General features: G+C 59.1%; 23 protein-coding genes and 1 pseudogene. 14 read left to right on the top strand and 10 right to left on the bottom strand.

The features are described from left to right. Positions 1-71: 71 nt before the first annotated feature. The 4 genes from NE637_RS08725 to NE637_RS08740 all read right to left on the bottom strand — a co-directional run bounded on the left by NE637_RS08725 (position 72) and on the right by NE637_RS08740 (position 6677). Positions 72-2657: an ATP-binding protein gene (locus tag NE637_RS08725; RefSeq protein WP_256267690.1), complete on the bottom strand. Its 2586-nt coding sequence runs from the start codon at positions 2655-2657 to the stop codon at positions 72-74. Then, on the bottom strand, positions 2654-4048 hold the full coding sequence (locus NE637_RS08730) for an AAA family ATPase (protein WP_256267691.1): 1395 nt from the start codon (positions 4046-4048) through the stop codon (positions 2654-2656). Before NE637_RS08730 ends, NE637_RS08725 begins: the two co-directional genes overlap by 4 nt. After that, entirely contained in the window at positions 4048-5331 is a 1284-nt protein-coding gene (locus NE637_RS08735; RefSeq protein ID WP_192112491.1) for a metallophosphoesterase family protein, read from the bottom strand. The genes NE637_RS08730 and NE637_RS08735 overlap by 1 nt, the downstream gene beginning before the upstream one ends. A gap of 263 nt (positions 5332-5594) precedes the next feature. Then, entirely contained in the window at positions 5595-6677 is a 1083-nt protein-coding gene (locus NE637_RS08740) for a glycosyltransferase family protein (RefSeq protein WP_227118582.1), read from the bottom strand. A 178-nt stretch (positions 6678-6855) separates the two neighbouring features. On the opposite strand from NE637_RS08740, the pseudogene NE637_RS15890 reads away from it, so the two are divergent. From NE637_RS15890 to NE637_RS08805, 13 genes and pseudogenes are all read left to right on the top strand, one after another. Beyond that, positions 6856-7110, top strand: a pseudogene (locus tag NE637_RS15890) (glycosyltransferase family 2 protein); the annotation flags it as partial. 65 nt (positions 7111-7175) lie between these two features. After that, positions 7176-7877 (top strand): glycosyltransferase family protein, encoded by a 702-nt coding sequence (locus NE637_RS15895; RefSeq protein ID WP_256267699.1) that lies wholly within the window; start codon positions 7176-7178, stop codon positions 7875-7877. After that, a complete protein-coding gene (locus NE637_RS08755; RefSeq protein WP_192112494.1) occupies positions 7877-8455 on the top strand; it encodes a tetratricopeptide repeat protein in 579 nt (192 codons plus the stop codon). Before NE637_RS15895 ends, NE637_RS08755 begins: the two co-directional genes overlap by 1 nt. A 72-nt stretch (positions 8456-8527) precedes the next feature. Then, positions 8528-8785 (top strand): hypothetical protein, encoded by a 258-nt coding sequence (locus NE637_RS08760; RefSeq protein WP_192112495.1) that lies wholly within the window; start codon positions 8528-8530, stop codon positions 8783-8785. A 481-nt stretch (positions 8786-9266) separates the two neighbouring features. Next, entirely contained in the window at positions 9267-10427 is a 1161-nt protein-coding gene (gene hflK, locus NE637_RS08765) for an FtsH protease activity modulator HflK (RefSeq protein ID WP_192112496.1), read from the top strand. Beyond that, entirely contained in the window at positions 10427-11275 is an 849-nt protein-coding gene (hflC, locus tag NE637_RS08770; RefSeq protein ID WP_192112497.1) for a protease modulator HflC, read from the top strand. Before hflK ends, hflC begins: the two co-directional genes overlap by 1 nt. Before the next feature lie 33 nt (positions 11276-11308). Continuing rightward, complete coding sequence (locus NE637_RS08775) at positions 11309-12001, top strand: LexA family transcriptional regulator (protein WP_192112498.1); 693 nt, start codon at positions 11309-11311, stop codon at positions 11999-12001. Between the two features lie 4 nt (positions 12002-12005). Continuing rightward, the gene (locus NE637_RS08780) at positions 12006-13415 is read left to right on the top strand and encodes a lytic murein transglycosylase (RefSeq protein ID WP_227118583.1); all 1410 of its coding nucleotides are present in this window, start codon (positions 12006-12008) and stop codon (positions 13413-13415) included. A gap of 209 nt (positions 13416-13624) precedes the next feature. Next, complete coding sequence (locus tag NE637_RS08785; RefSeq protein WP_227118584.1) at positions 13625-14287, top strand: HDIG domain-containing metalloprotein; 663 nt, start codon at positions 13625-13627, stop codon at positions 14285-14287. Beyond that, positions 14250-15164 (top strand): D-alanine--D-alanine ligase family protein, encoded by a 915-nt coding sequence (locus NE637_RS08790; RefSeq protein WP_192112500.1) that lies wholly within the window; start codon positions 14250-14252, stop codon positions 15162-15164. Before NE637_RS08785 ends, NE637_RS08790 begins: the two co-directional genes overlap by 38 nt. 39 nt (positions 15165-15203) lie before the next feature. Continuing rightward, positions 15204-16025: a CatA-like O-acetyltransferase gene (locus NE637_RS08795; protein WP_227118585.1), complete on the top strand. Its 822-nt coding sequence runs from the start codon at positions 15204-15206 to the stop codon at positions 16023-16025. A 106-nt stretch (positions 16026-16131) separates the two neighbouring features. Next, a complete protein-coding gene (locus NE637_RS08800) occupies positions 16132-17049 on the top strand; it encodes a DMT family transporter (protein WP_227118586.1) in 918 nt (305 codons plus the stop codon). A 439-nt stretch (positions 17050-17488) separates the two neighbouring features. After that, the gene (locus tag NE637_RS08805) at positions 17489-18838 is read left to right on the top strand and encodes an alanine/glycine:cation symporter family protein (protein WP_227118587.1); all 1350 of its coding nucleotides are present in this window, start codon (positions 17489-17491) and stop codon (positions 18836-18838) included. Between the two features lie 154 nt (positions 18839-18992). Here NE637_RS08805 and NE637_RS08810 read toward each other — a convergent pair whose 3' ends face one another. The 4 genes from NE637_RS08810 to rfbF all read right to left on the bottom strand — a co-directional run bounded on the left by NE637_RS08810 (position 18993) and on the right by rfbF (position 22473). Beyond that, positions 18993-19970: a prenyltransferase gene (locus tag NE637_RS08810; protein WP_227118588.1), complete on the bottom strand. Its 978-nt coding sequence runs from the start codon at positions 19968-19970 to the stop codon at positions 18993-18995. A gap of 1 nt (position 19971) precedes the next feature. Continuing rightward, positions 19972-20469: a dTDP-4-dehydrorhamnose 3,5-epimerase family protein gene (locus NE637_RS08815; protein WP_227118589.1), complete on the bottom strand. Its 498-nt coding sequence runs from the start codon at positions 20467-20469 to the stop codon at positions 19972-19974. Next, positions 20469-21584 carry a CDP-glucose 4,6-dehydratase gene (rfbG, locus tag NE637_RS08820; protein ID WP_227118590.1) on the bottom strand — a complete coding sequence of 372 codons (1116 nt, stop codon included), beginning with the start codon at positions 21582-21584 and terminating at the stop codon, positions 20469-20471. The genes NE637_RS08815 and rfbG overlap by 1 nt, the downstream gene beginning before the upstream one ends. Before the next feature lie 124 nt (positions 21585-21708). Next, a complete protein-coding gene (gene rfbF, locus NE637_RS08825; RefSeq protein WP_192112505.1) occupies positions 21709-22473 on the bottom strand; it encodes a glucose-1-phosphate cytidylyltransferase in 765 nt (254 codons plus the stop codon). 198 nt (positions 22474-22671) lie between these two features. Between rfbF and NE637_RS08830 the strand changes: the two genes are divergently transcribed. Further along, positions 22672-23346: a hypothetical protein gene (locus tag NE637_RS08830; protein ID WP_215648743.1), complete on the top strand. Its 675-nt coding sequence runs from the start codon at positions 22672-22674 to the stop codon at positions 23344-23346. A 665-nt stretch (positions 23347-24011) separates the two neighbouring features. On the opposite strand, the gene NE637_RS08835 is transcribed toward NE637_RS08830, so the two are convergent. Together NE637_RS08835 and NE637_RS08840 are read right to left on the bottom strand one after the other, a co-directional pair. Further along, the gene (locus NE637_RS08835; protein ID WP_319637970.1) at positions 24012-24203 is read right to left on the bottom strand and encodes a DNA methyltransferase; all 192 of its coding nucleotides are present in this window, start codon (positions 24201-24203) and stop codon (positions 24012-24014) included. An 80-nt stretch (positions 24204-24283) separates the two neighbouring features. Then, positions 24284-25084 carry a hypothetical protein gene (locus NE637_RS08840; RefSeq protein WP_227118591.1) on the bottom strand — a complete coding sequence of 267 codons (801 nt, stop codon included), beginning with the start codon at positions 25082-25084 and terminating at the stop codon, positions 24284-24286. Positions 25085-25086: the final 2 nt, after the last annotated feature.

Raw genomic sequence — 25086 nt, forward strand, 5'->3', positions numbered from 1 at the left:
TTGCCAATAAATAGGGGCGGATGTTCCCAAGGAACACCCGCCCGCTGTGCAGAAGGAGGATTTGTTAGCGCTTATGCGGCCTTGATGCTGCCGTCTTGCACATGGAACAGAGCGGCCTGGGGTTCTGCCTTGCGCAGTAGTTCCGCCATGTGCGGCTGGCAGGTAAAGTAGAGCAGCTGATGGGCCTTGCCCTGGCTGCCGCCGGTCAGCTCCACAAAGGCGCGCGCCGTGCGCTCAGCCCTTTGCGGGTCAAAGTTGACCAGCACTTCGTCCATGATAACCGGCAGGGGCGCGGCATGCAGGGCATGATTTTTTATGTAGGCAAGCCGCAGGGCCAGATAGGCTTGCTCGCGCGCGCCACGGCTCAGATTTTCCGGCGCTATGGGTTCGCCCTGCGCGGGCAGGATGGCGAGGCTGGCGTCTTCCAGCGAGGCGTTGATGCCGCGCCAGCGCTGGCCTGTGATGCGGGTGAAGATGCTTGAGGCAAGGCGGATGACTTCTGGCTGGCGCTCCAGCTCAAAGGTGCGCTTGGCTGTTTCAAGGATGCTGCGGGCAAGGGCCACGCGGCTCCAGGCAAAGGCCATGCGCTCCATGTCTTCCACAAGGGCCGCCTCCTGTTGCAATAGCTGCGAAAGCTCGTCGGTGCGCGAAAGGGCGTCTACCTTGCTGCGCAGTTCCGCCACGCGCTTGACCAGATTTTCTTCCTGCTCCTGAATGCCTGTCAGTTCTTCGCTGATGGTCGCGCTGCGGCGCTCCTGACTTTCCTGATCCTCATGCTCGAAGGAATCGAGAAAGTCCTTCATGGGTGTTTTGTCCGCAGCCAGCCGCAGGGCATCTTCCAGATCCTGACGGCGCAGGGTGAGTGCGCGCAGCTCTTCGTGAAGCGCGGCCTGACGCAAAAATTCTTCCGCATCGTGCGCGCCCGCCATGGCAAGCAGGGAGCGTTCCGCGCTCCGGGCGCTTTCAAGGGCGGCTTCCACAGCTCGGGCCTCGTCCTCCATTTCCGTCACTTCATTATCAAGGTTGCGGCGGCGGCTCTGCGCCTGCGACATGGCTTCCGCCGCTTCCAGCGCGGCATCAAGGCTAAGCAGCCAGTCTGGGCGGTTGTCCGCGTCCTGCTGCGGCGGCAGGCCAAGCTCCGCCAGCAGGGCTTGCAGCGGGTCGCGCAGGGCAGCCAGTTCTGTGCGACCCTGGTTGAGCTGCGACTGGGCGCGCTGCACAGAAGCCTCGGCAGCGAGGCAGTTTTCCATGTATTTCAGGGCTTCCCGCACTGTTTCCGGGTCAAGGTCGGTGCCGAGGCCAAGATCATGCAGGCAGGCTGTCCATTGCGAGCGCGCTTCGTTGAGCCGCTCCTGCGCCTGACGCAGTTCTGCGCTGGCTTCCGCCTGACGGGTGCGGGCGCGGTTGAGTTCGCTCTGCGAATTTTGCAGCGCGGCTTCGGCCTTGATGCGCAGTTCGCGGGCGGCATCGGCTTCGCGGCAGGATTCCAGCACCTGCCGCACAGCCTCCGCTAGTGAATCTGAATCCGCGTTGGCGGGCAGGCGTTCAGCCACGGCAGGCACCAGACGCATGCGGGCCTCTGTCTGACGCAGGTCGTCATCCAGGGTTTGCAGTTCCGCATCGGCGGCGGCAACGCCGCCAAAGGCGAGCCGGGCTGATTCGGCCCGGGCAAAAAAGGCAGCCGCACCCTCGGGCGAGGGCACATTGGCCACATGCAGAGCCAGCATAAATTCGTGCCAGCGGCGGCGGGTTTGCTGCACAATACCTTCAACCTCGGAGCGCACGGCCTGCCGCTTGCTAACTTCCGTGCGGGCAAGGTCCATGGCGTGTTTCAGTTCGTCCATGTCCTTGCGGGCGCGTTCTTCTTCAAAACATTGCTCGCGTTCGTGCTCAAGCAGCACTTCCCTTGCTTCAAGCGTCACCAGATCCATGCTCTGCACGCCAGCGGCGGCGCAAAGCTGGCTGGCCTGTTCGTCCAGTTCCGCCACATGGGCCGCGCACGAATCGCGTCTGCCCTGAAGTTGCAGATGTTCCATCTGGCGGCGTTTTGCCTCCGCCCCGGTGTGCGGTACGCCGCCAGCCATAAAGCCAACGCCGCAGAGAAGCAGAAGATAGCCGGACCACAGGCTCACAGGCAGTTCAATGCCCGGCGAAAGTTCAATGCTCGTAATGCCCATGCGCCAGTAGGCCAGCAGCATGCCCGCGCCGCCAAGAAAGAAAGCAAGGCCCAGAATCAGCAGCGGCAGGTTTTTTACCCTTGTGACGGGCGGCTCGTTGCCGATGCGGGCGCTGAGTTCTTCCAGCCGCTCGCGCTCCGTGCCCAAGGTGGCGGAAAGGGCGCGCAGCTTGCGCAGGGCAAGGGTTTGCCCGTCCAGATCCTCGCGGGTGGGGCCGTTTATGTGGCGCTGTTCTTCGCGCAGGGCTTCCACGCGGCCCTTAACTGCGGCAACCTGTTCCTCCGCCTGGCGCACGTCCTGCGCGGCATCGTCCGCCTGACGCATTTTTCCCTGCACATCAGCGGCGAGGGCGAGGGCTTCTTCCTGCCGCGAAAGGAGAGAATCAAGCAGGGTTTCTGCCTGAGCGCCGTCACTTGCGCCGTTGACCACCAGCCGCAGCGGATTGAAAGCTCTGGAAAATGTTGTTTTTGCTTCGTTCACCGCACGTTGGCGCAGGGGGCGCTGGCGGCGGGCTTCTTCCTGCCGGGCAAGGGCCTGACGCAGGTTGTCGCGGGCATCGTCATCCAGCGCGGCGGGGGGGCGGGCAGCAGATCAAGGGCGGCAGTGTTGGAGGCCACTTCGCGTTCTGCGTTTTCCACTTCGCGGTTGCTCTGGGTGAGGCTGTCCACGGCGGCCTGATGGGCCGAGGCTGCGGCGCGCATTTCCCGCCCCTGGCGTTCAATGTCCTCGCGGGCAAAGAGGGAGCGGTCAGTGGCCCGGATGCGGTCGCACGACCAGTCCGGCCCGAGGCGCGAGAGTTCGCGGGTGAGGTCTTCCTGCGCGCGCAGCAGGGCTTCTTCCTGCGCTGGCAGGGCGCTCAATGCCTGCCGGAAGCCACTTTTGCGTTCGGCCATGCGGCGCAGGGCGGGCAGAGCCTCCAGCAGGGGATAATTGATCTCAAGTTCGTCACGCCGCTGGCGCAGCCGGGTGAGTTTTTCCATCTGCGCGGCCCATTGCCGCTCGCAGCCCTCGCGGGCCTCCTGCGCGCGGGCAAGGCGTTCCATGCCGTTTTCGGGAAAGGTGGCGCTTATGGGGTCAAGACGCTCAAGGCGAGCGCCCGCCATGCGCCATTCGTTCCACTGTAACCACACGCCAAGGCGGCGTTCAAGGATGCGGCGTTCTTCTTCGAGCTGGAGTTTGCGGTGGCGCAGGTTTGCCAGATCATCGCGCTTTGCGGCGAGGTCCATTGCCATGCTGTCGTACCCGGCGCATTCCTGCTCCAGTTCAACCTTGCGTTGCCGCAGCTCGGCAAGCTGGCGCAGGGCGGCGTTGAGGGCGGGCTTGCTGCCGCCGCTCTTGAAAATTTCATCGGCCTGCTTGTCCAGCAGCTTGAGCGCCTCGCCGGGCGAACGCAGCCCCGGCCCGAAGCTTGCGCCGTACAGGGCGTTGCGCACGCCTTCGTCAGTGAGGCTGTTGAGGTCTTCAAGCTCTGTGAGGCTGAAGCCGAACACGTTGCGGTACACATCGCGGCTTACGCCGGAGAGCATCTGGCGCAGCATGTCCGGTTCCAGCGGTTTGCCCTCCGGGTCGGTGAGGGTGAGCACGCCACCGTTGCTGCCGGGCCGCCGGGTAAGGCGCAGAATGCCGCGGTCGTCCGAGCGCAGTTCCATGCTGCCGCCGGGCTGCCCGCCGCGCAGGGGGCCGGGAATACGCTTGTATTCCTTGTTGCGCGGGTCGGGATAGCCGATGAGCATGGTACGCAGAAATTCCAGGCAGGTGGATTTGCCCGCTTCGTTTTCACCCAGAAAAATGGAAAGCCCCGGCGAGAGATTTTCAACGCTCACATCAGAAAAAATACCGAAGCCGTCCATGTGGAAGGACTGGATATACATCAGCGTGCCTCCAGAAGATCCGTGCACAGGCGTTCGGCCTCTTCCAGAAGGGCTCGCATACGCGCATCATCGGGTTGGGTGAGAATATGGCGGAGCTGCCCGTGGTCATAAACCTGTTTCAGCGCCGGGGTTGCCACATCGTGCAGAGCGTCGCTGCTTTGCGCCATGCGCTCGGCCAGCCGCAGGGTTTCGCCAAGCAGGTCTTCACGTTGCAGATACTGGGCACGGTCTATGGCGGGGCTTGTTTCCGCCACCATGTCCTTGATCCACACGCTGGGGGTGCCTGTTTGCAGGTGCGCCAGCCGTTCGGCAAGGTCTTCCTGATTGGGGGCATCGCGCAGGGCGGCGTCAAGCGGGGTGCGCCCGCGCAAAACCACACGGGCCATCAGGGCCTCGCAGCCGGGGTCAGTAGCTTCTGCGGCCTCTTCCAGCGCGCAGGTCATTCTGTTTTCCACCTCGTTGAGGTGGGTCACATCATCAAGCTCAACCTGCACCCTGGCCCACTGCACGGGGCCCAGGCGAACAAAATCCTCGTTGCAGGCAAAGCCGCCGCCCGGTTGCGGGCTTGCCGTCACCCGCAGGCAGCCGCGCGGCCCCGGCTCGTTGACGTGCAGGCCCTGAGCGTTGCCGCTGTAGGCGATAAAAGGGGCGGCGCAAAGTGTGGCCCGCTCGTGCACATGGCCCAGCGCCCATGCGTCAAGCCCTGTATTTTTGAGATCGTCCAGCGAGCAGGGGGCGTAGCGGTCGGCCTTGCTCTGCCCTTCGACCGTGCAGTGCAGAACGCCAAGCTGAAAGCAGTCATGGTTCTGGTCGCGCCGGAACAGGCGGGCCAGGTTGCGGCCTTCCTTGATCCTGGCGTGGCTGATGCCGTGCACCACAGCCACGACCTTGCCGTCTTTTTCAACCGTGTGGCTTTCGGCATCCGGCCCGAAAACAGTGACGTTGTCAGGCCACTGCACAGCCGCCAGTCGTGAGGAAAGGGGATCGTGATTGCCGTGCGCCAGAAAAACGCGCACTCCGGCATCACGCAGGCGGCGGCAGCCGTCGCACAGCTTGAGCTGTGCTTTGACGCTGTGGTTTTCCTCATTATACACGTCGCCAGCCAGTATGAGAAAATCCGGCTTGTCTGATTCACAAAGCCGGAAGAGGCGGTCCATGGCCTTGAAGGTGGCCTCTTGCAGCAGACGTGCCAGATGCCCCCCCTGCGCCGCCGTGCGGGAAAGCCCCTGAAATGGCGTGTCCAGATGCAGATCGGCGGCGTGAATATAGCGGATGCCGTCCATGTAAAAGCCTCGTTTATGGATTTGTAGGGAAATATTGCTGAAATCTAGACTTTTTCAAAATAAATGACAAGCGCAACGGCCAATTACGCCATTGCTTCAGACATGACAGCGCAGTTACAACAGTGCGTCAGAAATTTTATGCTGCAAGTACAAGTGGATGGAAAAACAGATGGAGCAGGGGGAGGAGGGGCAGAAAAAAGCCAGACCGCCGCTGTGCCGGAGGTCTGGCCCTGGAGTTGCGCTGAAAAAGCGGCTTGCCGCTTTTATTCCTGCACTGCGGGGTTGCCGTGCACAGGCAGGGAACCGTTGCGGATAAAGTGATCCACAAGGCCGAAAACCGTTTCATTGCCGCAAAAGCATCCTGCGGCTATGGCCGCCTTGTAGGCAGGCAGGTTTGCCTCAAAGCGCTGGAGCAGTTCCGGTTCCAACGTGTGCATGTCGGCCTGCATGCCGTAGTTCAGGCGCTCGATGTAGAGCGCGTTGAAGCGTTGTTCCACCATGGCCTTGAGGGGCAGGGTGAGTATGGGTTTGCCCAGGTGCAGGGCCTCCCCCATGAGGGTATGCCCGCCGCCCTGAATAACGTAGGAGCAGCCCTCCAGCAGCCGCAGAAAGCCTTCTTCGCTCTTGCGCATGAAGATAACGTTGTCCTCCTGCCCTTCGGTACGGTCGTATCCGAAGACGTAGCAGGTCTTGCGCGTGGCGGCGCGCAAAAAGTCCACCAGTTTGCGGTGGGTGGAATTGCTCTGGTACACGAGCACATGGCCGTCATCGCGCGGGTTGAGCGCAAGCACGCTGTCGCGCAGAATGGGCGGGGCCACGCGCGCCTTGTACTGTGGCAGCACAGGCGGCGAATAGAATGATATGATGAGGTTTTCCGCCGTGGGGCGGAAGAGATAACGCGGGGTGAGGCCCTGCACAAAGGTATCCCACCACATGTTGGGCGGCAGGTTGTGCTGGCAGCAGGTGATGATATGTTGATGGTCGAGGGTCAGGCAGGGCAGCCCGGCCTTTTCGGCGGCGCGCGGCACAAAATATTCCAGATCGGTCATGCAGACATCGGGCCGGAATTCATCAATGAGGCGCGACACCTGATCAATATAACGCTGCCTGTGCCACAGCAGGGGCAGGGCCCGGCTGATGGTGGCGGCCATGTCCACCTTGTAGTCCTTGAACACCGTGCCCAGGTTGGGCAGTCGGCGCACGGGAAATTCCGGCTCAAGAATTTTTGGGGCGTCGTCGTCCGCCACAAAAAGAAATTCGTGCCGTGAAAGGCGGCGGGCTATGGTCAGGCCGCGCATGGCGTGCCCGTGGCCTGTGCCGTGAATGCCGTAAAGTACGCGCGCCATGGTTCTCCTTTATGCCTGCCGCAGAATAGGCGGCGGGTTTGCGGCGGCAAGCCTACCAATGCACGGCAGTAGCGTCAATTACTCGTCTTGACGCACAGGGGCCTGTTATCTACCATCACGCATTCATTGCTGTCTGTCACATCTGATTGCGGGGCGCAGCAGCGCCAGCGGAGCATACATGCACGAGCCCAGCACCGGGGCGAGCCCGCAGGGGCCGCTCTGCAACGTGACCATCCCGGTTTTTAACAGGCCTGCGGCCACGGAGCGCGCCATCCGCGCCCTGGCAGCCACCTCGCGCGAGGTGCCGTTCCATATTACGGTTGTGGACAATGGCAGCGAGCCGGAGCTTGTAAAAAAACTGCTGGCCTTGCGGGCAGAGGGCTTGATCGACCATCTTTTTTTGCTGCCGCGCAATATGGGCGTGGCCTGCGCAGCCAATGTGGGCTGGCAGCTTGTGCCCGCGCCGCTGTACATGAAGCTGGATAACGATACCGCCTTGTGCGCAAGCACTGGCTGCGCGACCTGCTGGCCCTGTGGAGCCACGGGCAGCCGCTCTCCAATCTTGGCGGCGCGTTTAACCGCGAAATGCTGCGAAAAACTCCCGGCAGCCTGCAAACCCCGCACGGCGAGCTTGGGTTGTGCGTGGGCAACCTGCCCGGTCAGGCCGTGCTTGTGCCGCAGACTGTTTCTGAAAAACTGGGTTTCTGGAATGAGGAATACGGCCTCTACGGCGGCGAGGATGGCGATTACGGCCTGCGCATGCAGGCGGCGGGCCTGCCGCAGTACTATTACCTTGGGCCCGAGTATTTTGAAAATATCAGGGAAGACGATGATGCGCGCGAAACCTATGCCGCACGCGGTATAGACAAGCGCAGACTGCACCGCGAGCTGGTGGTCAGGGATAACCTGTGCATGGGCAAGCTGTTCATGAATAAAATTCTCTACCTTTCCGGCCTGCGCTCTCTTGCGCCGCTACAGCGCTATGCTGTAGACGATGTGGACGGGCAGGGCCGGGTACGGCTGACCGAGCGTAAGGAATACAAGGAATTTCAGCGCGATCTTGCGCAGGTGGCCGCAGGGCTGAACGCCCGTTTTCGGGATTATGTCATGTCCTACAAGCTGGATGCGCCTACGGCGGACGCCATGCGGCAGGTGCTTGAAAAACACGCGCAGGCAACAAAAATTGACAAGGGGCTGTGATGAACGCACGTAAAGTCAGAGAAGACCTGGGCCGCGCCAAGGCCTGTTGCGCGCGCCGCGATACGGAACGGGCGCTCTTTCTAACCATTTCGGCTCTCAAGGAGCTGGGCGGCCAGAGCGCTCCGCTTGATCTGCGCGGCGATTTTCGAGCCGCAGTGGCGGATCTGGCTGTTGATCCGGAGCTGAAAGCCGCCGGAGCGCCAGCCTTTGTCTATACTCCCGGTGCGGAAAAAGATCTGCTCCAGCTTCTCTCGCAGCTTTACCGCTCCCTGAAAGGGCAGGAAAAAGAAGAGGAATATCAGGCGGCCTTGCAGCGCAAGCTGAACCTTGACCACGGCTTCAGCGACGGCAAAAAGTTTCTGGCAGAGGGTAAGCCTTCAGAGGCTGATGCATGTTTTGCCGAGGCCCTCAAACACTACAAGGACGAAAAGGCCATCTTTGGCATGATGGCCCGGGCCATGATGGATGCGGGCGAATATGTGCGCGCCATCGGGCATGCGCGGGCCGGCCTCAAGGAATTGCCGGACGATGCGGAACTGACGCGCATTGTGGAGGAGTGCACCCGCCTGCGTCAGTAAATCTTTCGGCGTATTTTTTGCAACGTTCTGACGAAAACTTGGCGGCGGCAAAAGCTGCCGCAGGGAGTCGTCATGAACGGTCACAATCACGTAAGGTCAGTTCCCTATATGGCATTGAGCGCGGCGCTCTTTGGCTGCGCACTGTTCTTTGCCGTTACCCTCTGGCGCGGCGAAAGCATGGGTGAAAGCGGACAGTTTGCCTATACCCCAGGTTTTGATGTGCGGGCGGATGTGGTCAATTCCGTGCGGGTTGTGCCGCTTGCGGGAACAGCCCTGCGCAGCCCCAGCGTGAACGCGGATAAATCCGCGGCTGTTTCCCTGGCCTACTAGGCTGTTTTTATTTTGAAAAGTTGGATTGCCTCTCAGTAGTAGCGGGCGGCCATTTTTTTGTGTATACTTTACCACCTTTTTTGATCTTGTTCTTTCAGCGGTCATTCTGCTGGAGGGCTGACGTGTCGCGCGTAGTTCTGAAAAGGAGATACAGAAGTGTATTTCTGGTCCGTTCTTTCTATCCATATCTGAAGATCACTAATCGGGAACGGTTCTTCCCTTTGTTTCAGATTGCAATTACCTGTAATTTTTACCGTATTGCTTGTAAAACATAGTAATTTGCCATGTTATATTGACTTTGTTTCAGAATGTGCCTACATTGTACAAGATGCCCGATTAGAATGGATGAAAAGCCCTATTGTTCTCGTCACTGTAGTGCCATGTTTAACTTCCTTATTTCTCCATAATATTAGTGAGTTACTGACCGATACTTTTTGTTCGGCAATAACATCACGCATTCTTTAAAGGACATGTTTGCGTTATGAATTGGGACTGGGACAAACTTCAGGAAAAAAGACAGAAGCAGGGTTCTAACCCTCCGCCCCGACCTCCTCAGGATGTGGATTCTGACGATATGGGGCAGGAAGAAGAAACCCCTCGTGCCAGGCGCACCCCTTTTAACAACGGCCGTGGCCCCGGTGGCGAAAACCCTTTTTCCAAAATAGCCCGCATGCGCTTTCCCAACGGAAGGGCGGCTGGCCTTGTGGGTTTTGCCATTGTGGTTCTGTGGCTTCTCTCGGGTATTTATATTGTTAATCCCGATGAACAGGGCGTTGTGCTGCGTTTTGGCAAGTATGACCGCACCGAAGGGCCCGGCCCGCACTACGCGTGGCCTGTTCCCATTGAATCAGTATACAAGCCGCAGGTGACGCAGGTTTTGCGCAGCGAGGTGGGCTTCCGCTCCGTTGGGCAGGCGGCCACCTTCCAGCAGGGGCAGTTGCGCACTATTCCGGAGGAAGCCTCCATGCTCACGGGCGATGAAAACATCGTCAACGTGCAGTTCAGTGTGCAATACAAGATCAGCGACCCTGTGGACTACCTTTTTAACGTTACCGCGCCCGCAGCGTTGGTGCGCAATGCCGCAGAGGCGGCCATGCGCGAGGTCATCGGCAACAGCCAGATCGACTCTGCCATTACCGATGGCAAGCTGAAAATTCAGAGCGAGGCCACCCAGTTGCTGCAAACCGTGCTTGACCGCTACGGTGCGGGCATACAGGTGCTGGCCGTGCAGTTGCAGGATGTGCACCCCCCGCACGAAGTTATTGACGCGTTCAAAGATGTGGCCAGCGCCCGTGAGGATAAAAGCCGCATCATTAACGAGGCCGAGGCCTACCGCAACGAGCTGCTGCCCAAGGCCAGGGGCCAGGCTGCCGCCATGGGCAACGAGGCCGCTGCCTATAGCGCAACGCGCGTGCGTAACGCCGAGGGTGATGCCTCCCGTTTTGAAGCCCTGCGCATAGAGCACGACAAGGCCCCCAAGGTCACGGAACAGCGCCTCTATTTTGAAGCAGTAGAAGACATTCTTTCCAACGCGAACGAAAAGGTGCTTATGGACAATCCGGCTGCTGGCCGTGCGCTGCCCTATCTCACCTTGCCTGGTCTCGGCGCTCCTGCTTCGCCCAAGACGCTGGAGAAGAAATAATGAGTAAAAATCCTCTGGTGCTGATTCTTGTTGCTCTGGTACTGCTTATCGTTGTTACCCAGGGATTCTTTACCGTTCACCAGACCCAGAAGGCTCTGGTATTGCAGCTGGGCGAACCGCTTTCGCGCGTGTACGGGCCTGGCCTGCATTTTAAAATTCCTTTTATCCAGAACGTGGTCTATTTCGATGCCCGTGTTCTGGACTATGAAGCGCGCTCCCGAGAGGCCTTTACCGTAGATAAAAAGGCCATTGTTCTTGATAACTATGCGCGCTGGAAGATCATTGATCCCCTGCAGTTTTACCGCACCATGCGTTCCATTCCCGGAGCGCAGGCGCGGCTGGACGACGTTGTCTATTCACAACTGCGGGCACTTGTGGGTGCGTATACCCTTACAGAGGTCGTGTCCTCCCACAGGGCGGCCATCATGAAGGAAGTGACCAACAAGGTTTCCGACCTCATGCATGGCTACGGAGTCGAGGTGCTGGATGTGCGCATCAAGCGTACAGACCTGCCACCTGAAAACCAGCGTGCGATTTTTGGACGCATGCGGGCCGAACGTGAACGGCAGGCAAAGCAGTACCGTTCGGAAGGTGAAGAGGAGTCGACGCGTATCCGTTCCGATGCCGACCGCCAGCGCGCGGTTATTCTGGCAGAGGCGGCGCGCGCCGCGCAGATTGAACGAGGACAGGGCGATGCCAAAGCGGCGTCAGTTTACGCCCAGGCCTATAACAAGGCCCCTCAGTTCTATGCGTATCAACGCTGGCTTGACGCCATGCGTAAATCGCTAAAAGAGAACAGCAAGCTGGTGCTTTCCAACGAAACGCCGCTGCTTAATCAGCAACATTGATGCGTGGTTTTCCACGCCAGGAGTCAAAGAGTTATGCCCGGTTTTGCAGAGATATATGAACGCATCAAGTTGGCCACCAACAGCCGCACGCAGGTTGAGCTGGCCGAGGTTCTGGACATCCGTCAGTCCAGTATTTCCGATGCGAAACGGCGCAATTCCGTGCCCGGTGACTGGTTCATGAAGCTTTTCGAGAAGTTTGGGCTGAACCCTGACTGGCTCAAGCAGGGTGTAGGCCCCATGTACTTGCGCACCGAGCAGGGTTATGTGCCTGAAGACGCACCGGCCTCCCTTGCCGAGACTGCTGCCCACTATGGCGACGCCATGGCCCGTGGCGGCATCCACTCCGTGTATGACGCCAAGTGCGTCTACAATGATGATGCCCCCCGTCCTGCTCTGGCTCTGGCGGGCAAGATATCGCTGCCGCTTTCACTCACCCGTGACGGCCTGCAGGTGCTGCGGGTGCGCGGCGCCAACATGGCCCCCCTTATCTCGGAAGGGGCGCATGTGGGTGTGGATACAATGGATACGGATGTGGTGTCTGGCCGCATCTATGCCATCTTTGCTCCCAATGAGGGCGTCGTGCTGCGCAGGGTGTTTTTGAACAGCACCCAGGATGGCTACGTGCTGCGTTCCGAGGCTGCAAGCTTCCCCGAAACCCAGTTGGCTGCGGGCCTGCTTGCCAAGCGCATGCTTGGCCGCGTGGCGTGGGTGTTGCAGGAAGTGTAGAAAAATGATGCTGCAACCGGCTTTTGCCGTTCATTCGTTTTGCCGAAGAGCCTGGTCGGTATGTGGTCTTGCGGGCTGTCTGCTGCTGTGCGCCTGTAGCGGCGCACAGACAGCGGCCTCACGCGGTGGGGACGGTATTACATCATATGATTTGCCGTCCTCTCCTGCTGCAAGCCAGCCTTCCTACAGCCCGGCTGGGGCACCCCCTGCCGCTCCGTCAAACACGGCGCAGGGCTACGCGACCCCTAATTATTCCGGCGGGTATGCGGGCGGCAGCAACGGTGCGGGCACTACAGCGGCCCCAAGCTATGGCGAGCCGCAAAGTCAGGCTCCAGGCTATGCCGCGCCAGCTCCAACATATGCGCCCTCGCCAGCGCCAACATATGCCCCGTCATATCAGCAAAGCCAGCCGCAACCAGCGGCAGGCTCCGCTGCCATTGCTCCCGCATGGCGGCCCCTGGCAGATCGGCTTGCAGCTGACGGGCTTTCCGGCCCGAGGGTGGACGCCCTGCTGGCTACACTCAGCGCCACGCCCACGCAGTCGCCCATGGGCAGAAAAATGCGTGAGCTGTATAACCGCAAATTTTTCCCCAAGCCGCCTTCCACCGCACCTGCGGCCCTGTATTACAAGGGCGTGCTGACCGATGCCAATGTGCAGTTGTGCCGCCAGTTTGTGGCGCAGAACAAGCGCGCCTTTGATCAGGCCGAGGCCCGTTTTGGCGTGCCTTCATCCATAGCTGTATCCCTGCTGTTTGTGGAAACCCGCCTTGGCAAGGTGCTGGCCGACGTGCCGGAAAACGCCTTTTACACGCTTGCCAGTATGTCGGTAACGCGTCAGCCCTCTGATATCCCTGACTGGCTGCCGCGCATGCCCGGCTATCAGGAGCACCTCGACTGGTTTGCCGAAATCATGCCCAAACGGGCGGATTGGGCCTACAAGGAAGTAAAGGCCCTGGTGGAGCACATGTTGCGCGACAATATTGATCCGCACCATCTGCCGAGCTCCATTTACGGAGCTGTGGGTCTGTGCCAGTTCATGCCCTCCAATATTGCCACGTACGGCGCGGACGGCGACGGCGATGGCAAGGTTGATCTGTTCACCATCCCCGATGCTGTGGCAAGTCTTTCCAACTATCTCGCCAAACATGGCTGGAAGCCCGGTCTGCCGCGCGCAAGGCAGCATCAGATACTTATGGCCTACAACCATGCCGCCATCTACGCCAACACCATTTTGGCCCTGTCAGACATGATCAACGGCGCGCCTTCGCCAGAGGCGTCGGCCAAGCCCGCCCCTGCCACTGCGGGCAAGCCTGCTCCAGCAAAAACTGGCAAGGCCGCTCCGGCCAAGGCTGCCAAACCTGCTGCGGCCAAACCGGCGAGCAAAGCTCCCAAGCCGGTTAAGCCCACAAACTGACGGTTTTAATTTATCGATACATCATCCCGCTGTCCTTTGGTCAGCGGGATGTTTTTTTGCCTGTGGCAAAACACGCACGGTCAGACATTAATACCGGGCTGTTGCCCGATCCGGACAGGTATGGCTGGAATCCGGGCTGCTTCTGCTGCCGATTGAATGCGACGCAGGGCAATCTTGCCATCCCTTTATTGCGGTGGCATACTTTGAGGATGAACACCAATTCCGGCGCGCAGCCCCCTCTGAAAGAAAGCAACCGGCCTCTGGCCGACCTGCCTCCCTTGCCATCGCTTTGCAGCGCGGGCGCTCTGCGGCCCGTACCCAGTGAAGCCGCATGCCTGGCCCTGTGGGACAAATACGGCATGCTGCCGAACATTCGGCGGCATTCCTTGCTGGTGGCGCACGTGGCAGCCATGCTGGCCCAGCGGGCGGCAGACAGGGGCTTTGCCGTGCGCGTTCCCGAGGTTCGCGCTGGCGGCCTTTTGCACGATATTGCCAAGACCTACTGCGTCAAGCACGGCGGCAGCCACGCGCAGGTAGGCGCGGCCTGGACTGTGGCTGAAACGGGTAATTATGCCATTGCACAGGGCGTGATGATGCATGTGTGGTGGCCGTGGGCCTTGCCGCAGGGGCCGGGAATCTGTTCACTGCCTTTTTTTGTGATCTATGCCGACAAGCGCATCAGGCATGATGCCTGCGTGACGCTTGAAGAACGCTACGAAGACCTGCTTGAGCGCTATGGCCGTACCGAGGCTGCGCGCGAGGGCATTGGCGTTGCCTACAGACAGGGAAAAAATATTGAAAGCGCCCTTGAGGCGCAGCTGGGATGGGCCTTACATGAAAATTCTTTTGATTGCGGGCGGGTGGTCCACTGAGCGTGAAGTTTCGCTCAACGGGGCGCGCGCCATGCAGGAGGCGCTTGCGCAACGCGGCCATTCGGTAACGTTTTTTGACCTGCTTTCGGGCTTCGACTGCCTGCTTGAGACAGCAGCAGCGCACGATTTTGCCCTCATCAACCTGCACGGCGCACCCGGCGAGGACGGCCTTGTGCAGGCCATGCTTGAGCGGGTGGGCTGCCCATACCAGGGTTCCGGCCCTGCGGGGTCTTTTCTGGCGCTCAACAAGAGTGCTGCCAAGCAGATATTCCGGCAGGCGGGCCTGCCCACGGCAGACTGGGAATTTTTGCCTTGCGCCCCCGAGGCTGGCTGGCAGCCTCGCTTGCCCTATCCGCTCTTTGTCAAAAGCAATACGGGCGGGTCTTCGCTGCGCATGGGCCGCGCCAGCAACCGGGCCGAGCTTGACGCTGTGCTGGCATCCATTTTTGCCGCTGGCGACGAGGTCATCATGGAACCCGTGCTCGCAGGGCGGGAAGTAACTTGCGGCATTCTGGGCGAGGAAGCCCTGCCGCCCATTCTTATTGAGCCTGTGGCTGGCGATTTTTTTGACTATGAAAGCAAGTACGCCAAGGACGGGGCGCGCGAGATATGCCCCGCGCCCATCAGCGAAGCGCTGACCTCCCGCGTGCAGGAGCTTGCACTTGCAGCGCACAAGGCTCTTGGCCTGAGCGGCTATAGCCGGGCCGATTTTATTCTTGGCCCGGACGACAGCCTGACCATTCTTGAGGTAAACACCCTGCCGGGCATGACGGCCACCAGCCTTGTGCCGCGCGAGGCCCGTACTGTGGGCATGGATTTTGGCCAGCTGCTTGAGCGCCTTATAGAGCTTGGCATGGCCGGGCAGGCTCGCGGCTGACAACCTGGATTGCCGATGTTGAAGGGCAAGGGAGTTTCAATGTCTGAAGCGTTGTCCCATCCAGCCGGTTTGGTTGACCAGCGGCATAAACGACATGCGCGTTTTGTGCCCATTGATTTGGGCACATGGCCAAGACGCCAGTACTTTGACTACTATTTCAATAAAATAAAGTGCCGCTACTCCATTACGGCGCAGGTGGACATAACCGGCTTGATGCAGGCGCGCGAGGGGCGCAGGTTTTTTCCCTGCCTGCTTTATCTGCTTATGGCCGCTGTCAACGGAGAGTCGACCCCAGCAGAGAGCTGCTCCGACACACCGGCGGCTAAGGACGAACACAGCCGGAGCAGCGTGCAGATGCCCTTGCCATTGCCGGAAGGCGGCTGGCCGGGCAAGGATGTGAGCCGTACCTTTCGCCTGTCGATGGACGCGGAGGGCAATCTTGGCTGGTGGACGTTCTGCAACCCGGTTTATACGCTGTTTCATCAGAGCGATTGCAGCTTTTCTGATGTATGGAGCGAATGGACTGCGGATTTTTCCACATTTTATTCCCGCGTGCTGGAAGACATGGCACGTTATGGCGGCGTAACCGGGGTAACGGCACGCCCGGACAAGCCCGGCAACTTTTGTTCCATATCCTCGTTGCCCTGGCTTTCATTTACTTCTTTTGCACAGGATACGTACGCAGAATCCCGCATGTTTTTTCCTCTGCTACGCGCAGGCAAACACTATGAGCAGAGCGGCAGAACGCTGCTGCCGCTGTCTGTCTGCGTGCACCATGCAGTGGCTGACGGGTTTCACACCTCGTGGCTGTTCTGCCGCGTGCAACACCTCGCGAACGTGGCCAAGCTCTGGCTGCGCTGAGCGGCTGGCACTGCCACTACTCCTTTGGGCCAGCCCCTTTGCGGAATTTTTGTCACAAGCCGCCCCTGGCTCAGTGATAAACCACTTTTTTTATCCGGTTGGGTTCATGACGCACAGCAAAACTCTGACAGGTCACATGGCGGCGCTGTTCTGCATTATCGTGTGGGGCACTACATTTATTTCCACAAAGGTTCTGCTGCGCGCTTTTACGCCTGTGGAAATTCTTTTTTTCCGCTTTTTGCTGGGCTATGCGGCCTTGTGGCTTGCCTGCCCGCGCTTGCTGCGCATTACGGACAAACGGCAGGAGGTGTTGTTCGCCTTAGCTGGGCTGTGTGGCGTGACACTCTATTTTCTGCTTGAGAATATTGCCCTTACCTACACGTTTGCCTCAAATGTGGGCGTGATTGTGGCCATATCGCCGTTTTTTGCAGGTTTGCTGGCCTTCTGGCTGCTGCGGGCCGAGCGTCCGGGGCTGAACTTCTTTTTGGGCTTTGTGGCTGCCATGCTGGGCATTGGCCTCATCAGCTTTAGCGGCAGCACGCAACTGCGTCTCAATCCTCTTGGGGATGTACTTGCCGTGCTGGCCGGGCTTTCGTGGGCCGGGTATTCCATTTTGACGCGCAAGCTCATGGCCTTTGGCTATAACAGCCTGATGGTCACAAGACGCTGTTTTTTTTACGGCCTGCTGTTCATGCTGCCTTGCCTGCCGTTTATGGAATTCCATCTGGGGCTGGAGCGTCTGGAAAATCCGGTTAACAGCCTCAACCTGCTGTTTCTGGGGTTGGGGGCGTCCGCCCTGTGTTTTGTGGCCTGGACATTTGCCATACAGCGGCTTGGTGCTGTCAAAAGCTGCGTGTACATCTATCTTGTTCCCGTTGTCACGGTGGTTACTGCTGTTCTGGTGCTGCATGAGCGGATTACCTGGATGGCGGCGCTTGGAACAGCCCTGACGCTGGTTGGATTGGGCATTTCTGAAATGCGCAATTTGAGCCTGATGAAAAAGGCGGAGCAGCTGGGCAAGTGACAGAAACGCGTTGTTGCGCCTCGTTGACGTACAGGTTTGGTAGCTTTCACGCGTGGGGATACGGTCGCCGTATCCCCGCTTTTCGTTGCAGTATGCTGCAACTGGCTCAAGCAACTTACTGGAAAATTGCGGACGCAGTATGCACTTTCCCAAAAAAGAGGCGGAATTCAAGTTGGTCAAGCGTGAATACCCTACAGGATAAAGCCAGGTTGTTTGAGTATTGATCTCGCAGTATATTAAAACGGGAGTTGCGGAATGACAAAAAGTCGCATATCACAACAGCCCGGCCTATTCTCATAGCGGTGATATACATTGCTATGGTGGTGAGATGCTGCTCAAATAGCCGGGACATGCCTTGCGGTGGCATGTGCGCGGAATGTGGCGTCTTATTGCAAATTTTCTTCAACTCACTAAATATTTTAAGAAAATTAGAGTGTGTATGGAAAGTCTTATTGGCGTATTGCAACAGATTCAGGAAATTGTCTGGGGCCCCCCAACCATGATCCTTCTCCTGATTACCGGGTTTTATTATACTCTCCGGTTGGGATTTCTTCAGTTTATCCATCTCCCCAAAGCCATCCGCTATATTTTTGAAAAAGAGGAAGGCAGTGTGGGCGATGTCTCCGCATTTGCTTCACTTTGCACGGCTCTGGCAGCAACCATCGGAACAGGCAGTATCGTTGGTGTGGCCACCGCCCTGCGAGTGGGTGGACCCGGTGCATTGTTCTGGATGTGGGTTTCAGCCATTCTTGGTATGGCCACAAAATATGCAGAAGGAGTGCTGGCCATCAAATACCGCTCCATAGACGAGAATGGCGAAGTGGCTGGCGGCCCCATGTACTACATCGAGCAAGGCATGGGCAGTAAATGGAAATGGCTTGCCAAACTATTTGCTTTTTTTGGCGCAGTCACAGCCCTGATGGGCTGCGGCACATTCCCGCAGGTCAATGCGATCACGGAATCGGTCAGCAATGCCTTTAGTGTGCCGATCCCGCTGGTGGGCGCAGTTGTGACCATTGCCACCGCCGCTGTTGTTCTTGGTGGCATCAAGTCCATTTCCAGCGTGGCTGAGTTCGTTGTGCCGCTGATGGCGGCCTTTTACGTTGCCGCTTCGGCCTATGTGCTGTTCAATCAGTCGGCGGCGCTTCCCGGAGCTTTTGTTCTGGTTGTGAAGTCTGCTTTTGAGCCGACTGCCGTGGCTGGCGGCGCAACCGGCGCTGTCATAGTTTCTGTAATGACCGCCATGCGCACCGGCATTGCCCGAGGTGTGTACACCAACGAAGCCGGGCTTGGCAGCGCCCCCATTGTGGTGGCCGCAGCCAAGTCTGATTCCGGCGTGCGGCAGGGCCTGATTGCCATGACTGGCGTTTTCTTCACGACTATTGTCATCTGTACCATGACGGGGCTGGTTATTATCACCTCTGGTTTGCTGGAAGGCTCAACGCTTGACGGCGGTATCCTTTCCAACGCCGCATTCAATGCTGGCATGTCTGGCGACATGGGAATGTATGTAGTCTCCATCGGGCTGGTATTCTTTTCTTTTACAACAATCATTGGCTGGAACTACTACGGCGAACGGTGCGTTGTGTATTTGACGGACGGGGTAAAATACGTAATGAGCTACAAAATACTGTATATTTTGTGCGTAGCTGTTGCCCCGTATCTGTCCATCAGGCCTATCTGGTATATGGCCGATATCACTAACGCCTGTATGGCCTTTCCCAACCTTATTGCACTGTTGGTGCTGAGCCCCATAGTCATAGCGGAAACAAAAAAGTATTTTCAATGAGCCAAGGCTGTTCGCAGGGGATCTGAAGGCGTAAAAAAGCCGGAAAATCTCCGGCTTGAACAGGTCTGTATGCATTTTTGAGGGCATTCCCGATTGCTGGTACAGACCGGCAACCAGGAATGCCCTTTTTCAGTTGATTGCAGCAGTGAGCGTTTTACAGCAGCACACCCAGTATCAGTGCCGCCCCGCTGATGAGATAGCATTTGCGCACCAGATGTCCGTGAGCGTCCAGCGGCAGCCAGTCGCCATCCCCGGCAAGGTGGATGCGGCGGCAAGCGGCCAGATAAAAGGGCAGGCCCGTCAGGCACAGTACAACCGGCCAGCCCGCAAGGCCCGCTGCCCACAGATTGCACAATAGCAGCCACACCAGCGGCCACCACAGGCGAAACAGCAGGAAGGATCCGGCTTTGCCCAGAGTATTGGCAAGGGTATGCTTGCCCGCCACCAGATCGATTTCGATTTCCGGCAGGCTCTGGTAGTACAGCACCCCCGCCACCATCAGGCCCACGGGCAATGCCAGCGCGAGGCTGCAAGGCTCAAAATGGCCCAGTAGCAGGGTGGCGCTGGCGCTCACCATGATAAAGCCCATGTTCAGGCACACAAAAACTTCGCCAAGGGCGCGGTGCCCGTAGCGGATGGGCGGCGCCACGTAAAAAACGGCGGAACCCACCGCGAATACGCTCAATGCCCAAAGCGCGGGCCGCAGGGCCGGGGCCAGCCCCAGAATGAGCAATCCACCCACGGCAAGCGTTGCCGGGGTGAGCAGAAGCAGAGCAATGGACAGTTGGCGCGGGCTGATAAGGCCGGACTGGATAACGCGTGAGCCGCCGATGTTGTCGCCGCCGTCCACGCCGAGAATATGGTCAAAGAGGTCGTTGGCCAGATTGGCAATGGTCAGGCCCATAAAGCAGCCAGCCAGCAGCAGGGCGTAGGTTGCCCACTGCCCGGGCCGGATGCCACCTTGCAGGCGAAAGGCCAGTGCCAGAGCCAGCGTAACCGGAATGGCCGCCGTAATGAAAAAAGGCGGGCGGCAGGCCTGCCACCACGCCCTTGCCTGTTGGCGGAAAGTAAGCTTTGGCGCGAGGGCAGGGCGGGGAACCCATGCCTCGCGCAAAAGATCGCCGCAGCGCATGTTATACGCCTCCTTCACTCCACGTGTAGGGGATGGAAGGGTCATCGGCGGGCAGTCGCTGCCCCTCGGTGGGATCGTGGGGGATGTCGGCGCAGTTGCAGATGAGCGCCGGGGCGTCACCCATAGCTGTAAAGCCGTACCACACGTTCACGGGGATGCGCAGCAGGCCGTAGTGTTCCGGTCTGCCCAGAGCCAGTTCGCACAAAACGCCGCGCGTTTCTGAGTCTGGCCTGTCGTCATACATCACGATTTTCAGCAGGCCGGAAGGCACGGCAAAGTGTTGGGTCTGGCGGGTGTGGCGCTTCCAGGCCTTGACGTGGCCGGGCAGCACCTCTGAAAAATAGATCTCGCCAAAGCCCTTGCTGAAGTCTGGCAACAGGGGCGAACCGGGGCGCAGCATGTGCAGCACCGGCCCGCCTTCTGTCGGAATGACCTTCAGGGGGTGCAGCAGTGCGCCTGCAATGCCAACATCCTGCGCAGTCATTTCCTCTGTATTCATTACTTTACCCACACCTGATTGCGTTGTTCGGCGGCGTTGACGTAGGCCGCGATCTGCCCAAGGGTGAAGTCGAGCATGTTCTGGGGCTGCTTGCCGTTCTGGCCCTGATAGAAGCAGTGGTACCATTCGGCAGTGTAGCGGATGGTTTCCTCAAAGGTGAGGGTGGCCTTCCAGCCCAGATGCGCCAGTGCTTTATCGCAGCAGAGCTTGAGCAGGGTGCATTCCTTCATGCCAGCCTGACCGTTCTTGTCCATTTCGCTGGTAAAGCCGGGCCAGTGCAGGGCAAGAGCGTCCACCACTTCGGCCACGGTATTGTTGACGTCTGCCGCAGGGCCGAAGTTGTAGGCCTGCCCGCGCAGGTTGAAAGGCTCGTTGAGGCCCAGCAGCAGGCGCGCGCCAAGCCACAGATAGCCGGAAAGAGGCTCCAGCACGAGCTGCCAGGGGCGCGTGGCCCATGGGCTGCGGATCTGCACCGGCTGCCCGGCGGCCCATGCGCGGGCGCAGTCGGGCACAATACGATCCTGTGCCCAGTCGCCGCCGCCGATCACATTGCCGGCGCGCACTGTGGCGCAGGCTGGGCCATCCTTGAAAAAGCTTTCAAAATAGGAGTGGGCGATGATCTCCGCGCAGCCCTTGGAGGCGGAGTAGGGGTCGTGCCCGCCGAGGTGGTCGGTTTCGCGATAACCCCAGACCCATTCATCGTTGCGGTAGCATTTATCGGAAGTAATCATGATGACGGCCTGCACATCGGGGCAGGCGCGCACAGCCTCAAGCACGTTGAGGGTGCCCATCATGTTGGCTTCAAAGGTCAGGGCCGGGTCGTCGTACGACTTGCGCACCAGCGCCTGCGCCGCAAGGTGGAAGACCACATCGGGGCGGAACTGGCGCATGGCCTTGATCATGCTTTCGCGGTCGCGGATGTCGCCGCGCACGTCAGCCTCGAGGTGCGCGCAAAGATCCATGGCGGCGTAGTGCGAGGGCGTGGTGGGCACGCAGTCGGAAAAACCGCCGACCACTGCGCCCATCTGGGTCAGCCATGCCGCAAGCCATGAGCCTTTGAATCCCGTGTGTCCGGTTACAAAGACCCGGCGTCCTTTATATGCGTTGGCAAACATGTTGGTTCCTCGTTGGGTTTTCGCGCGTTGGCTGACGCGGAAAGGGGATGTGCAGCCTGTGAAGCAGGCTTCGGCTACGGGTAGGCCGCAGCCGAAGCTGTAAGTACGTGTTGCGGAGAGCCGTTTAGACCCAGAAGGCCTTGCCCGCGTCCCACATCTCGTTGAGCTTGATGGAGTCGCGCAGCGTGTCCATGCACTGCCACTGGCCGGGGTGCGGATACATGGAAAGCTGCCCCTCCGCCGCCAGCCGCTGCAAGGGTTCTTTTTCCAGATCGCAGGCTTCATCCTCGGTGAGGTAGTCAAGAAATTCGCGCTTGAATACGAAAAATCCGCAGTTGATAAATTCGTCCAGCACGGGTTTTTCTTCCCACGAAAGGATCTTGCCGTCGGCATCGGTGCGCACCGTGCCAAAGCGCGAGGGCATGCGCACACCCGTAAAGGTGCCGATGCTGCCCGACTGCTTGTGAAATTCGATGAGCTTGTTCAGGTCGATATCGGCAACGCCGTCGCCGTAAGTAACCATAAAGCGGTCGGTGTCAATGTGCTTGGCAACGCGCTTGAGGCGGCCACCCTTTTGCGTTTCCTGCCCGGTGTCGCACAGGGTCACGCGCCAGTCCTCAATGGGATTGGGGTAGGTGGTAATGTTGCCGCTCTTGAGGTCAACCGTAAAATCCGTATTGCGGATGTTGTAGTCGTGGAAATACTGCTTGATGACCTCGCCCTTGTAACCAAGGGGCAGGATAAAATCCTTGAAGCCAAAGCGCGCATAGATGGACATGATGTGCCAGAGCACGGGCCGTCCGCCGATCTCGACCATGGGCTTGGGTTTGACCGAGGTTTCTTCGCGCAGACGAGTACCCTTGCCGCCGCACATGATGATGACTTTCATTCTAAGCCTCCTGCCGCCGCGTTTCATGGCTTGTTCCGTTCGCGGCGTGTGGCCCATGTGTAGCAGAAGGGCGAGAGGAAAAAAAGCCCCGCAAGCGGGCTTGGGCCGCCGGGATGCACTTTGCATTTGCGCCTGCACGGCGTAGAATAAGCAAAGCGCATTCAAACCCAAACTTTTTTGTGCGCAAGAGAGGTAGTTATGAAGTTGTTTCGCCGTGGTTTGCTGTTGCCGCTGGTATTGCTATTGGGCGCGCTGGTTGCGGCCTGCGTTACTTCCGGCCCTCAGAAGGCGCTGAACGACGTGGCCGACGCCCTGAACAAAAATGACGGCGCGGCCTTTCTGGCGCAAATTGACATGAAGCCTTTTGCAACCAACCAGATAAAAAATATGACGCGCGAAGATCAGGCGCTCAACGCCCTGGATTCCATGGGGCGCTTGCTCGGGCTGGGCGGTATGGAAGACCTTTTGGGCAGCGTTGTGGATATGCAGGCGCGCCTGCAGAAGCAGTATATGCGCGGTGTGAGCACGGGCGAGCTGGTGGCACAGTGCGGCAAGGCTGACACCCCTGACTGCCCGTGGGTGCCTGAGAGCCTGAAGGCCGCCAAGATTACCGAGCTTGGGGCCGACGCGGCGGTGGCGCAGGTGACTACGCCTGCCCGCATGACCAGTTGGCTTGCCCTGCGCAAGGTGGGCGAGAAGTGGTTGGTGGTTGGGCAGGCCGTGATGGAAAGCACTGCCAGGGAATATGCTTTGCAGAAGGCCCCGGCGGCTCCTGAAAAGCCTGCGCCGATTGCACCCACGCCCAAGGAAGCGCCGGAGAAAACCCCTGTGCCGGGAAATCGCGCTGACAAGGATGGCGTGACGAAGATTTAGGGTAAATTTGTGAGCGCATAGGGCGAAGTAGGAAAGGATTGGTGGCGGGGTGAGCCTGTCGTGCGCATTTCGCAAACCCGACTTTTTTGGCCTGACAGCGTTAAAATCCTGTTTTTGATGCTCACGTACTTGAGTACGCTGCGCTCAAAAACAGGATTTTTCCTTGTCAGTCCAGAAAAATGCGTATTTTGCAAATTCGTCCAACACCAGCCATCGCCTCCGCATCCGCTCCGGCGAGTTTAAGGAAGGCGACCCCACGACCATCTCCTGATGGAGGGGTGAAATTCCTTTTTACCCGTAGTCGTTCAATCTTCGACGGGGACTGAGATTGCTGGCTGAAGCGGAATACCATTCAAAGCGGAAGCGCCTTCTGGCATAAACGCGGCGCGGAGGGAGATCACCTGAGCGAGAGCAGCGAGCGAGGGAAGCTCCCGCAGCTAGGCCGCGTTGCCCTCGCCACGCTAAGGAAGTTGAAAGCCCTCTTAGGGGGTGCTTCGGGGGGGATGCAAGGGGGGCCGCGAAGGGGGCGTAGCCCCATAACCGGCCCCACCTTGCTGATGCGCGGCGCGAAAATTGCCCCACTAGGAGCGTAATAACTTAGTGTTGATCGCATTGCACATTGTGCAATGAATTTGCAAGGCGGGGTTTTGGCCCCGCCTTTTGCGTTAGTTGGTCTGGCTGGTCTGGGCGATGCGGTCGCGACTGATGGCAAAATACTCTCCCGACAACTCGATACCGATGTAGCCACGCCCAGACTCTCGGCAGGCAACACCTGTGGAGCCACCACCCATGAACGGGTCGAGTACTCCGCATGAAGGGGCCGAATCTTCATGTGGGGCCGTGGTGCGGCTTGACATGCGCCGCGCCGGTGGGGGCGTTCGCGCGCCCCCGCCACTGCAAAATCTTTACTCCTCTATACGATTGTCAAAGAACTTGGTCATATGGTTGCGAGATCAAAGCACCCTGTCAGCCCCTGGCCGAGGTACGGCGTCATGTCCGGGCATACGGTCTCGATTTGAGCAACGATCTTTCGGGCGGCGGCCCTATCTATATAGTAGTTGCAGCCGTCAATCTTGATCCAAGGTCGGTTGCGGTAACAGCGCGTGCCCAGCACTAGCCCTCCTGTATCCGCAGTCAGTCCACGGCACGGGCCGGGCAGATAGGTGCGCGGGCGCAGCAGCGCTGCCAGCCCGTTGTCGTTGACGGTTTGGCCGATGTGGTTGCCCATATCCGTTATGGCCGTCATTACGTCCAGTTCCCACGGCCAAAGGTGGCTCTGGGTAAACAGACAATCCTCGGCGATAATCCTAGCACCCCTGTGTGCCCATCCGCCAAAGGCGCGTACATCAAATGTCCGCCCCCAATCATGTATCCAGCATCGGCGCATTATGACAGTTGTGCCGTCCTGGGCTTCCGGGCAGCGGCGGCCTGCACCGAGGATAACGCAGTCCTCCAGCAGCCAGCGCGCGGAGAGCGTGTCATTGCCGGGGTGGTCACCGTTGCCAGCGAGGATAGCCTTGATACCACCCAGGATCACAACTCCAGACAACCGGACATCGGCACCGTCAACACCGCTTAAGACCTCATCCTGATCAGCTTTGGGGCAGACCCGGAAATCGTACACACGCTGGCGCACCACTGTAGGCTGGTTGTTGGAGCCGTACACGGTCAGCCCGTCACCTTTGGGATTATCCGGGCCGTTACAGACGCCGCCAATGATCTGGTTAATAATGCTCATGG

It is taken from the genome of Desulfovibrio desulfuricans (assembly GCF_024460775.1).
Classification (GTDB): Bacteria; Desulfobacterota; Desulfovibrionia; order Desulfovibrionales; family Desulfovibrionaceae; genus Desulfovibrio; species Desulfovibrio desulfuricans_E.

What these genes read in the sequence shown, in the direction of transcription:
- NE637_RS08730 (WP_256267691.1), bottom strand. Translation starts at nt 4,048, where the DNA reads ATGTATATCCAGTCCTTCCACATGGACGGCTTCGGTATTTTTTCTGAT.
- NE637_RS08735 (WP_192112491.1), bottom strand. Translation starts at nt 5,331, where the DNA reads ATGGACGGCATCCGCTATATTCACGCCGCCGATCTGCATCTGGACACG.
- NE637_RS08740 (WP_227118582.1), bottom strand. Translation starts at nt 6,677, where the DNA reads ATGGCGCGCGTACTTTACGGCATTCACGGCACAGGCCACGGGCACGCC.
- NE637_RS08755 (WP_192112494.1), top strand. Translation starts at nt 7,877, where the DNA reads ATGAACGCACGTAAAGTCAGAGAAGACCTGGGCCGCGCCAAGGCCTGT.
- NE637_RS08760 (WP_192112495.1), top strand. Translation starts at nt 8,528, where the DNA reads ATGAACGGTCACAATCACGTAAGGTCAGTTCCCTATATGGCATTGAGC.
- hflK (WP_192112496.1), top strand. Translation starts at nt 9,267, where the DNA reads ATGAATTGGGACTGGGACAAACTTCAGGAAAAAAGACAGAAGCAGGGT.
- hflC (WP_192112497.1), top strand. Translation starts at nt 10,427, where the DNA reads ATGAGTAAAAATCCTCTGGTGCTGATTCTTGTTGCTCTGGTACTGCTT.
- NE637_RS08775 (WP_192112498.1), top strand. Translation starts at nt 11,309, where the DNA reads ATGCCCGGTTTTGCAGAGATATATGAACGCATCAAGTTGGCCACCAAC.
- NE637_RS08780 (WP_227118583.1), top strand. Translation starts at nt 12,006, where the DNA reads ATGATGCTGCAACCGGCTTTTGCCGTTCATTCGTTTTGCCGAAGAGCC.
- NE637_RS08785 (WP_227118584.1), top strand. Translation starts at nt 13,625, where the DNA reads ATGAACACCAATTCCGGCGCGCAGCCCCCTCTGAAAGAAAGCAACCGG.
- NE637_RS08790 (WP_192112500.1), top strand. Translation starts at nt 14,250, where the DNA reads ATGAAAATTCTTTTGATTGCGGGCGGGTGGTCCACTGAGCGTGAAGTT.
- NE637_RS08795 (WP_227118585.1), top strand. Translation starts at nt 15,204, where the DNA reads ATGTCTGAAGCGTTGTCCCATCCAGCCGGTTTGGTTGACCAGCGGCAT.
- NE637_RS08800 (WP_227118586.1), top strand. Translation starts at nt 16,132, where the DNA reads ATGACGCACAGCAAAACTCTGACAGGTCACATGGCGGCGCTGTTCTGC.
- NE637_RS08805 (WP_227118587.1), top strand. Translation starts at nt 17,489, where the DNA reads ATGGAAAGTCTTATTGGCGTATTGCAACAGATTCAGGAAATTGTCTGG.
- NE637_RS08810 (WP_227118588.1), bottom strand. Translation starts at nt 19,970, where the DNA reads ATGCGCTGCGGCGATCTTTTGCGCGAGGCATGGGTTCCCCGCCCTGCC.
- NE637_RS08815 (WP_227118589.1), bottom strand. Translation starts at nt 20,469, where the DNA reads ATGAATACAGAGGAAATGACTGCGCAGGATGTTGGCATTGCAGGCGCA.
- rfbG (WP_227118590.1), bottom strand. Translation starts at nt 21,584, where the DNA reads ATGTTTGCCAACGCATATAAAGGACGCCGGGTCTTTGTAACCGGACAC.
- rfbF (WP_192112505.1), bottom strand. Translation starts at nt 22,473, where the DNA reads ATGAAAGTCATCATCATGTGCGGCGGCAAGGGTACTCGTCTGCGCGAA.
- NE637_RS08830 (WP_215648743.1), top strand. Translation starts at nt 22,672, where the DNA reads ATGAAGTTGTTTCGCCGTGGTTTGCTGTTGCCGCTGGTATTGCTATTG.
- NE637_RS08835 (WP_319637970.1), bottom strand. Translation starts at nt 24,203, where the DNA reads ATGTCAAGCCGCACCACGGCCCCACATGAAGATTCGGCCCCTTCATGC.
- NE637_RS08840 (WP_227118591.1), bottom strand. Translation starts at nt 25,084, where the DNA reads ATGAGCATTATTAACCAGATCATTGGCGGCGTCTGTAACGGCCCGGAT.